A 12,786-nucleotide genomic window follows, 5' to 3' on the forward strand; every position below is an offset into this window, starting at 1 on the left:
GCCATGCGACGCACTCACCGGCCCGCCCGCCCGGCGCGCCCGGCGGCCGTGGCCCGTCTCGCGGCGCTGGCCGCGGTGACCGGGCTGGCCGCGCTGACCGCTGTGACCGGCTGCGGCAAGCAGGGCAGCCCGCCCGCCAAGGGCCCCCGCGCCGACGCCCTGCCCGCCTACCGGGTCAACCGCGACTTCTCGCTGCCCGCCTCCGCCACCTGGTCGGCCGCCCACCGGCGCGGCAGGCTCGTGGTCGGCGTCAAGGACGACCAGCCGTATCTCGGCGAGCGCGACCCGGCCACCGGCACGTACTCCGGTTTCGACATCGAGATCGCCAAGATGATGGCCGCCTCGCTCGGTTTCGCGGCCGACCGCGTGCAGTACAAGCCGATCGCCTCCGCCAACCGGGAGACCGCTCTGAGCAACGGCCAGATCGACTACTACGTCGGCACGTACACCATCAACGCGCTGCGCAAGAAGCAGGTCGGCTTCGCGGGCCCGTACTACATGGCCGGGCAGGGCCTGCTGGTGCGCAAGGACGAGAAGGACATCAACGGGCCGCAGGACCTGAAGGGCAAGAAGGTCTGCTCGGCGGCCGGTTCCACCCCGATCCAGCGGATCGAGCGCGACTACCCCGACGCCACGCCGGTCACGTACGACACGTACTCGGTGTGCGTGGACAATCTGCTGACCTACCAGGTCGACGCGGTCACCACCGACGACTCGATCCTGCTGGGCTACGCGGCCAAGGCGCCGAACGAGATGAAGCTGGTCGGCAAGCCGTTCTCGAAGGAGCCGTACGGCATCGGACTGGCCAAGGGCGACACGGCGCTGCGGGGCGCGCTGGACGACGCGATCGTGGCGCACGAGCGCGACGGCGACTGGAAGAAGGCGTACGCGGCGACGCTGGGTCTGTCCGGGGTCCCGGCGCCCGTACCGCCGCCGGTCGACCGGTACTGAGGGGGAGACACACCGCGTGAACGTCCTGACCGACAACTACTCGCTCTTCGGCAAGGGCCTGTGGGGCACCGTCCAGCTCACCCTGCTCGCCGGGGCGCTCTCGCTGGTCGTCGGGGTGATCGTCGCCGGATTCCGGGTGTCGCCCGTCAAAGCGCTCCGGGCGTTCGGCACCGCCTGGGTGATGGTGCTGCGCAACACCCCGCTGACGCTGCTGTTCTTCGCGGTGCTGCTCGGCCTGCCGCGCTTCGGACTGGTGCTGCCCTTCCGGGTGTTCGCGATCCTGGCGCTGGGCGCGTACACCTCGGCGTTCATCTGCGAGGCGGTCAGGGCCGGGATCAACACCGTGCCGCTCGGCCAGGGCGAGGCGGCCCGCAGCCTGGGCATGACCTTCACGCAGACGCTGAGCCTGGTGGTGCTGCCGCAGGCCGCCCGCGCGGTGATCTCGCCGATCGGCTCCACACTGATCGCTCTGGCCAAGAACTCCGCCATCGCCGGGTCCTTCTCGGTCACCGAACTGCTCGGCACGTACAAGCCGCTCAACGAACTGGGCTACAGCATCGTGTGGACCTTCGTCTGGATCGCCGTCGGCTATCTGATCGTCACGTTGACCATCAGCGCGGTCTTCACCGTGCTGGAGCGGAAGCTGGGGGTCGCGCGATGAGCGGAAGCAGCGCGCTGTACGACATTCCGGGGCCCAAGGCGCTGGCCAGGCACCGGCTGTACGCGTGGCTCACCACGGCGGTGCTCGCGGCGCTGGTCGGCTTCGTCGTCTACAAGCTGGTGGACACCGGGCAGTTCTCCGCCGTGAAGTGGCGGCCCTTCGCCTACGCGGGCATCCAGCGGCTGTTGCTCAAGGGCCTGGCCAACACGCTGAAGGCGTTCGCCTGGGCGGCGGTCCTCTCGCTGGTCTTCGGCGCGGTCTTCGCCGCCGGACGGCTCTCGGACCACCGGCCGGTGCGCTGGTTCAGCACGCTGGTGGTGGAGTTCTTCCGCGCGATGCCGCTGCTGGTGATGATCTTCTTCATCTTCATCGCCCTCAAGCTGGAGCCGATGACGGCCCTGGTCATCGGCCTGACGCTGTACAACGGCTCGGTGCTCGCCGAGGTGTTCAGGGCCGGTGTCAACTCCGTGCCGCGCGGCCAGGGCGAGGCCGCCTTCGCGCTCGGCATGCGCAAGACGCAGGTGATGGCGCAGGTGCTGGTGCCGCAGGCGGCCCGCGCGATGCTGCCCGCGATCGTCAGCCAGCTCGTGGTGGCCCTCAAGGACACCTCGCTCGGCTACCTCATCACCTACGAGGAGTTCCTGTACGCGGGCAAGCTGATCGCCACCAACCTCGACTACGACCTGCCCTTCATCCCGGTCGTGATGGTGATCGCGCCGATCTACATCGGGATGTGCATGCTGCTGTCGTGGTTCGCCAACTGGCTGGCGCACCGTGAACGGCACAGCCCCAAGGTCAAGGACGTGCCGGTCACGGTCGCCACACCGCCGGAGATCTGAGCCCTACGTCCCGCTCAGCGGTTCACCTGTCGTCGAACGGGACCGACAGTGTCGAGGGGTCGCCGGCCGGGGAGGAGAAGCCCACCGTCGCGAACGCCGGATTCTCCCCGATGTAGAGCGGGTCGACGGTGTCGACGACCAGCGCGAGCCGGTGCCCGGCCGGTACGTCGTACGCCGTCGCCTGGAGCGCGATGTCGGTGCCGAACGCCTTCCCCGGCGTCTTCCCGATCCAGGTGTACGGCGCGTGCGCGACGAGCTTGCCGGTGCCGAGCGCGTCCACGTCGTAGAGGTACGCGATCACCGTGCCGTTGGCCGCGGACGGGGTGAGCGTGGTGTGCAGCACGCTCGTGCCGCGCACGTGCTGGGCGGTGGCGTACGGCTGCGACTGCCACACCCCGGCGAAGGCGCGCGGCAGCAGCGGGATCGACGCGGTGGGCGGGGCCTTGGCGAACTGGTCGAGCAGGCTGGACAGGAAGATGACGCCGCCGTCGGCGCCGGAGTCCACGCCGGTGCCGATCGTGGTGTGCCAGCCGGTGCCCGCGTCGCCGCCGAGCGCCCCGGTGCGCGCGCCCTTGGCGCCCAGCGCCAGCTTCTCGGTCCGCGACGGCACCGAGGACCAGTCGGCGTACCCCTCGTAGGCCCCGGTGGAGCGGGAGGTGAGCTGGACCGGCGGCTGGCGGTCGATCCCGTTGTCGGTGCCCTTCAGATAGTGGTCGAGCCAGGCGCGCGCGTCGGTCCAGGTGTCGTTGGGCAGCCCGAGCAGTCCGGTCGCCTCCGCGGTGGCGTGGTCGCCGGGCCGGAACTCCAGCCGCTTGGGGCCGGTCAGCCTCTCGTAGAAGTCCGCGTACTGGTTGGGCGGGAAGAGGCTGTCGCCCCAGGCGTTGGCGAGCATGACGGCGGTGTGGTTGGCGTTGAGCCGGTCCACGTAGGTCAGCGGGGAGCGGAGCTTCGCCCAGGCGATCATGGTGTCCTCCGACGCCAGGTTCGCGCTGAGGAAATTGGCGAGGATCGACTGGAGTTCGGCGCTGGGGCGGCCGGTCAGATAAGCGGAGCCGCCGAGCAGGGCCGCCGCCTGGAGGTGCGGGGTGCGGCCCTGGTAGATCGACTCGACGAGGTCGGCCCAGCCGCTGAGCGCGGCCACCGCCTTGATCCGCGGGTCGTGCGCGGCCCCCAGCAGCCCGATCCCGGCGCCGTACGAGACACCGGCCATGCCGATCCGCGCCGGGTCCGCCGGGGTGTTGGCGAGGGTCCAGTCGATGACCTTCGAGACGTCGGCGACGTCCGGCGGGCCCGCGGTCTCGATCTCGCCACCGGAGAGCCAGAAGCCGCGGCTGGTGTAACTGACCACGACATAGCCGGAGTCGGCGAGCAGTTTCTCCTGGGCGAGGTACTCCAGGTCGTTGATCGCCCAACTGCTGGGCAGGACGACGACGGGGTAGCGCTGCGAGCCGTCGTAGCCGCCGGGGGTGTAGACGTTCGCCTTGAGGGTGATGCCGCCGGAGCCGGGGATGTCGACGAAGCGCAGGGCCGACGCGGCGGCCGGGGCCGCGGCGGCGGACACCTTCGGTACGGGGGCGGGGGCGGGGGCCGCGGTCGCGGCGGGGGCGAGGCCGAGGGCCGTGGAGGCGAGCAGCGCCGCGCCGACGACACCCGCTGTGGTTGCTCTCATGGACTGCTCCTGACACGCCGGATGCGAAGTGACTGGAGAGTAACCACGCGGACTTACCGAAGGTAACTCGCGTGCATGTTACGCACGGGTAACGATTGATGGGGAAGGTGCGACACCAGGGGCGCGACAGACCGCGCCGCCGCCCCGTTTGTCCGGCCCCGGGCCGGGCAGCCGCACCGCGGGGGGACAGCGGCCGAACGCGGGGGAAAGCAGGAAGAGCGGCACGCACGGGAGCGGGTGGCGGCACGAGGCGGCCACCACGCCACGAAGGGAGAGACGCCGCCATGAACGACGTCACCACGCACGACACCGAACCGGTCGACACGGCCGAGCTCACCGAACTCGCCCAGCAGTTGCGGGTGGACGCGGTACGCGCCGCCGACGCCGCCGGGTCCGGCCACCCCACGTCGTCGATGTCCGCGGCCGATCTGGCCGCCGTCCTCTTCGCCCGCCATCTGCGCTACGACTTCGACCGCCCCGACCACCCCGGCAACGACCACCTGATCCTGTCCAAGGGCCACGCCTCACCGCTGCTCTACGCCGCCTACAAGGCCGCGGGCGCGATCACCGACGAGGAACTGCTGACCTTCAGGAAGCTCGGCAGCCGCATGGAGGGCCACCCCACGCCCCGGCTGCCCTGGGTCGACGTCGCCACCGGATCGCTCGGCCAGGGGCTGCCGATCGGCGTCGGCGTCGCGATGTCCGCCAAACGCCTGGAGCACCTGCCGTACCGCACCTGGGTGCTGTGCGGGGACAGCGAGCTGGCCGAGGGCTCGGTGTGGGAGGCGTTCGAGCACGCCGGCATGGAAGGGCTCGACAATCTCACCGCGATTCTCGACGTCAACCGGCTCGGCCAGCGCGGCCCCACCCGGCACGGCTGGGACCTGGGCGCCTACACCCGCCGTATCCGCGCCTTCGGCTGGAACACCGTCGAGATCGACGGCCACGACATCGCCGCCGTGGACGAGGCGATGACCACCGCGCGCACCAACCGCGGCGCGCCCACCGCGATCATCGCCAGGACCCGCAAGGGCCGCGGCGTCGCGGCCGTCGAGGACCGCGAGGGCATGCACGGCAAGCCGCTGCCGGACGCCGAGGCCGCGATCCGCGAGCTCGGCGGCGTACGCGACCTGCGGGTCCACGTACGCCGTCCGCCGGACGCCGAGCGGCGCGAGCGCGGCGGGAACCCGTCCGCGGCGCTGCCGGAGTACCGGATCGGCGAGGACGTGGCCACCCGTACCGCCTTCGGCGAGGCGCTGGCCGCGCTCGGCACCCGGCGCGAGGACGTCGTGGTCCTGGACGGCGAGGTCGGCGACTCCACCAAGGCCGAGCTGTTCTCCAAGGAGCACCCCGAGCGGTACGTGGAGTGCTACATCGCCGAGCAGCAGCTCATCGGCGCCGCGGTCGGCTTCGGCGTACGCGGCTGGACACCGTACGCGGCCACTTTCGCCGCGTTCCTGACCCGCGCGCACGACTTCCTGCGGATGGCCGCGGTCAGCCGCTCCGACCTCAACGTCGTCGGCACGCACGCGGGCGTCGCGATCGGCGAGGACGGCCCGTCGCAGATGGCGCTGGAGGACCTGGCGATGATGCGCGCGGTGCACGGCAGCACCGTGCTGTATCCGTGCGACGCCAATCAGACGGCCAAGCTCGTCGCCGCGCTGGCCGACCGCACCGGCGTCGGCTATCTGCGGGCCACCCGCGGGGCCACCCCGGTGATCTACGGGCCCGAGGAGGACTTCCCGATCGGCGGCAGCAAGCTGCTGCGCGAGCACCCCGAGGACCAGGTCACCCTCATCGGCGCGGGCGTCACCCTGCACCAGGCGCTGGCCGCCGCCGACCGGCTCGTCGCCGACGGCATCCGCGCCCGTGTGCTCGACCTCTACTCGGTCAAGCCCGTCGACACCCAGGCGCTGCGCGCCGCCGCGCGGGCCACCGGCCGCTTCGTCACCGTCGAGGACCACCACCCCGAGGGCGGCCTGGCCGACGCGGTCCTGGAGTCCTTCGGCAACGGTCACCCGATGCCGCTGCTCACCCGCCTGGCCGTCCACACCATGCCCGGCTCCGCCACCCCCGAGGAACAGCTCCACGCGGCGGGCATCGACGCCGACGCCATCGCCGCCGCGGCCCGGACGCTGATCGGGCACACACACGAATGAGTGGAGAGCACACCCTGACCAGCACCGACCAGGACCTGACCGGCGACGCCCCGGAACCCTCCGGGCACACCGGAACGGGCGAGACGGAAACCGGCGACACGGAGACCGGCGACACGGCGGCAGGCGGCACGGAGGCGAGCGGTACGGACGCCGGTGACACGGACACCGGCCGTGCGGCGTCCGGACCGCCGAAGCCCGGCGCGGACGACACCGGCGGCGAGCGCGACGAGGGCACCAAGGGAGCGGTGCTCGTCGCGCTCGGCGCCAACCTGGTGATCGCCGCCGCGAAGACCGCCGCGGGCCTCTTCTCCGGATCGCCCGCGCTGCTCTCGGAGGCCGCGCACTCGGTGGCGGACAGCCTCAACGAGGTGTTCCTGCTGCTGTCGCTGCGCCGCAGCCGCCGCGCGCCCGACAGCGACCACCCCTTCGGCTACGGCAAGGAGCGCTACTTCTGGTCGCTGCTCGCCGCCGTCGGCATCTTCGTGCTCGGCGGCTGCTTCTCCTTCTACCAGGGCATTCACGCGCTCGGCGGCACGGAAGACGAGTCCCGCAGCGGATACGTGGCGGGTCTGGCCGTCCTGCTGATCGCGCTGCTCGCCGAGGGCGCTTCGCTGCTCAAGGCGGTGGTCCAGGCGCGCCGGTCCGACGAGGGCGCCGACGACCCGGCGCTGCGGACGGTCCTCGCCGAGGACAGCACCGCCGTGATCGGTGTGCTGTTCGCCGCCGCCGGCATGGTCATCCACATGACGACCGGCAACGCGCTGGGCGAGGCCATCGCCTCGATGGCGATCGGCGCCCTGCTGATGGTCGTCGCGTTCACCCTCGGCCGCACCGCCCACCACCAGCTCATCGGCGTCTCGGTCGACGCCGAACTGCGCGACGGCATCCGCGAACTGCTCCTGGGGCAGGGGGAGATCGACACCGTCGAGGAACTGCTCACCATGCGGCTCGGCCTGGACTCCACGCTGGTGGCCGCCAGGATCGACCTGGTGGGCGGCCTGGACAGCGAGCGGGTCGAGGAGGTCAGCCTGCGCATCCGGCGCGACATCCACGCCAAGTGGCCCACCGCCGACCGGGTGTTCCTCGACATCACCGACGCCGGAACGGAACGTGAAGCCCGAACGACGCGGGAGCGACGGGCCATTGACAGCGATGCGAGCACACCCGAGCCTGAGCATCGTCAATGACGACACCAGGGGAGGGCTCGATGGCCGCAGGTCTGGGCAACGGAAACGGCACCGCGGGCGACAAGGACACCGAAACCGGGAGCGTACGGGGCAGGACGTCCGGCAGGCGCACCGCCGTCACCGTGGCCGCGGCCCTCGGCGGGGCGCTCGCGCTCACCGCCGCCACCGTCTCGCCCGCGGCGGCCCACTCAGGAGGCCGCCCGCCCTCGCACGGGCGCCCGGCACCAGCCGTCCACTATGTCGCGCTCGGGGACTCGTACACCTCAGGCCCGGCCATCCCCACCCAGGTCGACGCCAACTGCGCGCGCTCCGACCGCAATTACCCGTCGCTGGTGAACGACGCGAACGCCTTCGCGTCGTTCACCGACGTGAGTTGCGGCGGCGCCACCACCGCCGAGATGTGGAAGCCGCAGGGCACCAACGGCCCGCAGCTCGACGCCGTCCACCGGGACACGACGCTGGTCACCGTGCAGATCGGCGGCAACGACGTCGGCTTCGGCCCGATCATCGCCACCTGCGCGGGGCTGAGCGTCACCGACGTCACGGGCAGCCCGTGCAAGGACCACTACCGGGCCACGGGCGTCGACCAGCTCACCGTGACCATCCTCAAGACGGCCCCCAAGATCGCCCAGGTGCTGCGCGCGGTCCACAGCAGGGCGCCGCACGCGGAGGTCGTCCTGGTCGGCTACCCCGACCTGCTGCCCGACGACGGCGTGGGCTGCTTCCCGTCCGTGCCCTTCGCGGCCGGGGACTTCCCGTACCTGAGGGACGTGGAGAAGAAGCTCAACGCGATGCTGCGGGTCGAGGCGCTGCTCGGCGGGGCGCGCTACGTCGACACGTACAAGCCGACCGTCGGGCACGACATGTGCAAGGCGCCCGCCGACCGCTGGATCGAGCCGCTGGCCCCGGCGTCACCCGCCGCGCCCGCGCACCCGAACGCCAAGGGCGAGCAGTCGATGGCCCGGGCGGTGCTGAGGACGGTCGGGACGGGACACCGCGTCGGTCACGGTCGGTAAGGCTCAGGGGTACCCCTGAGTCGCGGGCGCGCCGGGCGTCATGGATCATGACCTCATGCCGGTCCTGATAGCCGCGTGCGCGTTCGCGATGACCTTGGTGGGCGGGTTCGTCGCCCAGCGCATCGGCGACCGCAGGCACCTCGTCCTCGGCCTCGCGGCCGGTCTGATGCTGGGCGTCGTCGGCTTCGACCTGCTGCCCGAGGCGCTGGACATGCAGCCGCGGGACGTCTTCGGCGTCCCCGCCGCGCTGCTGATGTTCGTCGCCGGCTTCCTGGCCCTGCACATCGTCGAGCGCTCGGTGGCGATCCACCGGGCGCACGAGGGCGAGTACGCGCCGCACGCGCACGGCCACGGGCACGCCCACGCCCCGGTCAAGGGCATCGGCCTCACCGCGGGCGCCGCGCTCGTCGGGCACAGCGTCATGGACGGCTTCGCGATCGGCGCGGCCTTCCAGGCGGGCAGCACCGTCGGCATCGTGGTGGCCATCGCGGTCGTCTCGCACGACTTCGCGGACGGCTTCAACACGTACACGATCACCCGGATGTACGGGAACGACCACAGCAGGGCGCGGCTGCTGCTCGGCGCCGACGCGTTGGCGCCGGTGGCGGGCGCCGCGGTCACCCTCGCCTTCACCATCCCGGCCGGTGTCCTCGGCCTCTACCTCGGCTTCTTCGCCGGTTTCCTGCTCTACCTGGCGACCTCGGACATCCTCCCCGAGGCGCACAGCCCGCACCCGTCGACCTCGACGCTGCTGTGCACGGTCGGCGGAGCGTCCCTCATGTGGCTGGTGATCGGTCTGGCGGGATGACCTTGCCGCCCTTGGGCGCCTTCGGCGCCGTCGTCGCGGCCTTGGTGACGTCCGCGACCAGCTCCACCACGTCGGAGCCGTACGCCTGCGAATTGACCACCTTCAGCAGCAGGCAGAAGGTCGCGTCGGCGCCGTGCTTGCGGGCCAGCCGCACCTGGTGCCTGGCCAGATAGCGGACGGCGGCCTGGTTGGCGATGCCGCGCTGGCCGGAGGAGAGGAAGACCGGGCGGTCGTTGCCCGAGTCGCGGGCGGCGGCCAGCCGGGCCAGCAGCACGTACTCGACGGCGCCCTTCTCCATCAGGTACGTCTCGCCGCCGACGCTGATCGCGCCCTGCTCGGGCCCCGGCGCCGGGTCGGTGTCGATCTCGACGCCCGGCAGCATCGAGCGCAGATGCGCGGCCAGCCGGAGGTTGGCGGCCGGGCCGCCTATGCAGAATTCGGTGCGCGCGCCGAAGCCCTGCCAGGCCGTGTCGTGCGCCAGCACCTCGGCGTGCGCCCCGCACTCCTTGATCACCGCGGCCAGCTCCAGCAGCGCGAAGGCGTCGTGCCTGGCCAGGCTCCAGCCCCGCGAGCCGGGGTCGCGCGGCACCACCAGCAGGCACTCGGAGTCCTTCGGCAGGCCGAAGAAGCGCTGCTTGCGCTGGTGCCTGCGGCTGAGCAGGTAGGTGCGCGCGAACCAGCCCAGGGCGGCGCCGATGGCGAGGGCCACCAGGCCCAGGACGAGATTGCGGAGGTCGTCGCTCATGGCGCGGCATCGTAGCGGTGTTCGACCCACCGCGGGGATACGCGGTCCTGACGGGACAGGAGAGGTGAAGTTACGCTTCCGGGACGCCCGTTGAGTGGAGGACTCCGCAATGCGACGCACAAGTGACAGCAGTGGTGGCGACACCGGTCTCCGTAGCGGCCCGGGCGGCAGCCCCGGCGGCGCCCGGGGCAGGGCCGCGGGCACGCGTTCTGACAGCGGACCGGACGGCGGTCCGGGCGGCGGTCTGGGCGGCGGTCCGGAAGGCGGTCCGGGCGCGTCCCGTACGGCCGTCCGCGGGTCCCGCGTCCGCAGGACCGCCGTCCGCGCGGTCGCTGCGCTCGCCGTCACCGCGGCGGTGGCGGCGGTCACCGCCGCGGCGCCCGCCCGGCACGGCGGCCCCGCGCATCCGCCCGGCTCCACGGCCAAGACCCCGCTGGCCGTCGGCTACGGGGGAGCGGTCGCCAGCGTGGACGCCGACGCGTCGGCCGCCGGCATCGAGGTGCTGCGGCGCGGCGGCAACGCCGTGGACGCGGCCGTCGCCACCGCCGCCGCCCTCGGCGTGACCGAGCCGTACTCCTCGGGCATCGGCGGAGGCGGCTACTTCGTCTACTACGACGCGCGGCAGCACAAGGTCTCCACCATCGACGGCCGCGAGACCGCCCCGCGCAGCGCCACCGACCAGCTCTTCGTCGAGAACGGCCAGCCGCTCGCCTTCGCCGACGCGGTCACCAGCGGGCGCAGTGTCGGCGTGCCCGGCACCGCCGCCACCTGGCAGACCGCCCTGGACTCCTGGGGGAGCCGCTCGCTCGGCGACGTCCTCAAGCCCGCGGAGCGGATCGCCCGCGACGGCTTCACCGTGGACGCGACCTTCAACTCCCAGACCGCGGCGAACCAGGACCGCTTCAAGGACTTCCCCGCCACCGCCGCGCTCTTCCTGCCCGGCGGACAGCCCCCGGCGGTCGGCTCCACCCTGCGCAACCCCCAACTGGCGGCCACGTACAAGGAGTTGGGCCGCAAGGGGATCAACGCGATCTACCGCGGCGACATCGGCGCGGACATCGTCAGGACCGTACGCAAACCCCCGGTCGACCCGGCGTCCACCCGCGTGGTGCGCACCGGTGACCTGACCGCCGCGGATCTTGCCGCCTACCACGCCAAGACCCAGGCGCCGACGCACACGACCTACCGCGGCCTCGACGTGTACGGGCCCGCGCCCTCGTCGTCCGGCGGGACCACGGTGGCCGAGGCGCTGAACATCCTGGAGCACACCGACCTGGCGCACGCCGACCAGGCGCAGTATCTGCACCATTACATCGAGGCCAGCCGGATCGCCTTCGCCGACCGGGGCCGCTGGGTCGGCGACCCGGCGTTCGAGCAGGTGCCGACCGCGGGGCTGCTCTCCAAGGGCTTCGCCGCCTCGCGGGCCTGCCTGATCAAGGACGACGCGGCGCTCACCAGCCCGCTCCCGCCCGGCGACCCGGCGCACCCCACCCCGTGCGCCGCCACCGGCAAGGCCGCGCCGACCACCTACGAGGGCGAGAACACCACGCACCTGACCGTGGCCGACAAGTGGGGCAACGTCGTCGCCTACACCCTCACCATCGAGCAGACCGGCGGCAGCGCGATCACGGTCCCGGGCCGCGGCTTCCTGCTCAACAACGAGCTGACGGACTTCTCCTTCGTGCCCGCCAGCCCGGCCGTGCACGACCCGAACCTGCCGGGGCCCGGCAAGCGGCCCCGCTCGTCGATCTCGCCGACGATCGTGCTGAAGAACGGCCGGGTGGACTTCGCGGTCGGCTCGCCCGGCGGCGCGACCATCATCACCACCGTGCTCCAGGTGCTCACCGAACACGTCGACCGGGGCCTGCCGTTGGTGGACGCCATCGCCGCGCCGCGCGCCAGCCAGCGCAACGCGGCGGCGACCGAACTCGAACCGGCCCTGTGGAACAGCCCGCTCAAGGCACAACTCGAAGCCCTCGGGCAGCACTTCACGCAGAATCCGGAGATCGGCGCCGCCACCGGTGTGCAACGGCTCTCCGACGGCCGGTGGCTGGCCGCGGCGGAGCCGGTACGGCGCGGCGGCGGCTCGGCGCTGGTGGTGGTTCCCACGCGCTGACCTGCCTCGACGCGGCTACTCCGCTCAGGCGGCCGGGGCGGCGGGCAGCAGGGCGATGATCTCGTCCGTGCCCGCCGTCTCGGCCAGCCGCGGAAAGATCTTGGCGAACGCGTGGGCGTGCGACTCGGCGTCGGTGTCGGTCACCGCGTCGGCGGCGACCGTCACGTGGTAGCCGTGTTCGTGGGCCGCGCGGGCGGTGGACTCGACGCCGATGCTGGTCGATATGCCGGCCAGCACGATCTGCGTGACCCCGCGGCGGCGCAGCTCCAGGTCGAGCGCGGTGCCGTAGAAGGCGCCCCACTGGAGCTTGGTGATCCTGATGTCGCCGTCCTGGACATCCAGTTCGTCCACCAGCTCCGTCCAGTCGGCGGGCAGCGAACCGCTCATGGCCGGGCCCTCGTTGCGTCCTGGCGGGCCCCCGGCCACGTTCACCAGCACGACCGGCAGCCCGCGCTCGCGGAAGGCGGCGGCCAGCTTCGCGGCGCGCGCGACGATCTCCCGGGCCGGGTGCGCGGTGGGCAGCGCGACGATGCCGCGCTGGAGGTCGATGACGACAAGGGCGGTGCGGGGGTCGATCGTCGTGGCGGTCATGCGGGTAACTCCCTGTGCGGTGAACGGTGTTGCCGTGCTGTTCG

11 protein-coding genes are annotated in these 12,786 nt (G+C 72.3%); 8 read left to right on the forward strand and 3 right to left on the reverse strand.

The genetic code is table 11. The features are described from left to right. Positions 1-3 precede the first annotated feature (3 nt). Genes ABZX65_RS15900 through ABZX65_RS15910 form a run of 3 tightly spaced genes read left to right on the forward strand, consistent with a single transcriptional unit; the run spans position 4 to position 2,451 of the window. Positions 4-951: a glutamate ABC transporter substrate-binding protein gene (locus tag ABZX65_RS15900; protein WP_355339066.1), complete on the forward strand. Its 948-nt coding sequence runs from the start codon at positions 4-6 to the stop codon at positions 949-951. Positions 952-967: 16 nt separating this feature from the next. Continuing rightward, positions 968-1,612: an amino acid ABC transporter permease gene (locus ABZX65_RS15905; protein WP_355339069.1), complete on the forward strand. Its 645-nt coding sequence runs from the start codon at positions 968-970 to the stop codon at positions 1,610-1,612. Further along, positions 1,609-2,451: an amino acid ABC transporter permease gene (locus ABZX65_RS15910; protein WP_355339072.1), complete on the forward strand. Its 843-nt coding sequence runs from the start codon at positions 1,609-1,611 to the stop codon at positions 2,449-2,451. Before ABZX65_RS15905 ends, ABZX65_RS15910 begins: the two co-directional genes overlap by 4 nt. A 22-nt stretch (positions 2,452-2,473) precedes the next feature. On the opposite strand, the gene ABZX65_RS15915 is transcribed toward ABZX65_RS15910, so the two are convergent. Next, positions 2,474-4,120: a CocE/NonD family hydrolase gene (locus ABZX65_RS15915; protein WP_355339074.1), complete on the reverse strand. Its 1,647-nt coding sequence runs from the start codon at positions 4,118-4,120 to the stop codon at positions 2,474-2,476. Between the two features lie 284 nt (positions 4,121-4,404). On the opposite strand from ABZX65_RS15915, the gene ABZX65_RS15920 reads away from it, so the two are divergent. Genes ABZX65_RS15920 through ABZX65_RS15935 form a run of 4 tightly spaced genes read left to right on the forward strand, consistent with a single transcriptional unit; the run spans position 4,405 to position 9,290 of the window. Further along, the gene (locus tag ABZX65_RS15920) at positions 4,405-6,279 is read left to right on the forward strand and encodes a transketolase (protein WP_355339077.1); all 1,875 of its coding nucleotides are present in this window, start codon (positions 4,405-4,407) and stop codon (positions 6,277-6,279) included. Then, the gene (locus ABZX65_RS15925; RefSeq protein ID WP_355339080.1) at positions 6,276-7,466 is read left to right on the forward strand and encodes a cation diffusion facilitator family transporter; all 1,191 of its coding nucleotides are present in this window, start codon (positions 6,276-6,278) and stop codon (positions 7,464-7,466) included. The genes ABZX65_RS15920 and ABZX65_RS15925 overlap by 4 nt, the downstream gene beginning before the upstream one ends. Before the next feature lie 20 nt (positions 7,467-7,486). After that, positions 7,487-8,482: an SGNH/GDSL hydrolase family protein gene (locus ABZX65_RS15930; protein ID WP_355339083.1), complete on the forward strand. Its 996-nt coding sequence runs from the start codon at positions 7,487-7,489 to the stop codon at positions 8,480-8,482. Positions 8,483-8,537: 55 nt separating this feature from the next. After that, positions 8,538-9,290 carry a ZIP family metal transporter gene (locus tag ABZX65_RS15935; protein WP_355339086.1) on the forward strand — a complete coding sequence of 251 codons (753 nt, stop codon included), beginning with the start codon at positions 8,538-8,540 and terminating at the stop codon, positions 9,288-9,290. Here ABZX65_RS15935 and ABZX65_RS15940 read toward each other — a convergent pair. Next, entirely contained in the window at positions 9,259-10,035 is a 777-nt protein-coding gene (locus ABZX65_RS15940) for a hypothetical protein (protein WP_355339089.1), read from the reverse strand. The two genes, ABZX65_RS15935 and ABZX65_RS15940, sit on opposite strands and share 32 nt — an antisense overlap. 109 nt (positions 10,036-10,144) lie before the next feature. Here ABZX65_RS15940 and ggt point away from each other — a divergent pair, with 109 nt between their 5' ends. Next, positions 10,145-12,151, forward strand: a complete 2,007-nt coding sequence (gene ggt / locus ABZX65_RS15945) for a gamma-glutamyltransferase (protein WP_355339092.1) — start codon at positions 10,145-10,147, stop codon at positions 12,149-12,151. Between the two features lie 24 nt (positions 12,152-12,175). Here the strand turns inward: ggt and ABZX65_RS15950 are convergent, their stop codons facing one another. After that, positions 12,176-12,742, reverse strand: coding sequence for an isochorismatase family protein (locus ABZX65_RS15950; protein WP_355339095.1), 567 nt, complete (start codon positions 12,740-12,742; stop codon positions 12,176-12,178). Positions 12,743-12,786: the final 44 nt, after the last annotated feature.

It is taken from the genome of Streptomyces sp. NPDC003300 (assembly GCF_040610915.1).
GTDB lineage: Bacteria > Actinomycetota > Actinomycetes > Streptomycetales > Streptomycetaceae > Actinacidiphila.

Bases quoted from the DNA above. Each gene is read 5' to 3' on its own strand.
- ggt (WP_355339092.1), top strand. From the start codon at position 10,145: ATGCGACGCACAAGTGACAGCAGTGGTGGCGACACCGGTCTCCGTAGC.
- ABZX65_RS15915 (WP_355339074.1), bottom strand. From the start codon at position 4,120: ATGAGAGCAACCACAGCGGGTGTCGTCGGCGCGGCGCTGCTCGCCTCC.
- ABZX65_RS15930 (WP_355339083.1), top strand. From the start codon at position 7,487: ATGGCCGCAGGTCTGGGCAACGGAAACGGCACCGCGGGCGACAAGGAC.
- ABZX65_RS15950 (WP_355339095.1), bottom strand. From the start codon at position 12,742: ATGACCGCCACGACGATCGACCCCCGCACCGCCCTTGTCGTCATCGAC.
- ABZX65_RS15935 (WP_355339086.1), top strand. From the start codon at position 8,538: ATGCCGGTCCTGATAGCCGCGTGCGCGTTCGCGATGACCTTGGTGGGC.
- ABZX65_RS15925 (WP_355339080.1), top strand. From the start codon at position 6,276: ATGAGTGGAGAGCACACCCTGACCAGCACCGACCAGGACCTGACCGGC.
- ABZX65_RS15920 (WP_355339077.1), top strand. From the start codon at position 4,405: ATGAACGACGTCACCACGCACGACACCGAACCGGTCGACACGGCCGAG.
- ABZX65_RS15940 (WP_355339089.1), bottom strand. From the start codon at position 10,035: ATGAGCGACGACCTCCGCAATCTCGTCCTGGGCCTGGTGGCCCTCGCC.
- ABZX65_RS15910 (WP_355339072.1), top strand. From the start codon at position 1,609: ATGAGCGGAAGCAGCGCGCTGTACGACATTCCGGGGCCCAAGGCGCTG.
- ABZX65_RS15900 (WP_355339066.1), top strand. From the start codon at position 4: ATGCGACGCACTCACCGGCCCGCCCGCCCGGCGCGCCCGGCGGCCGTG.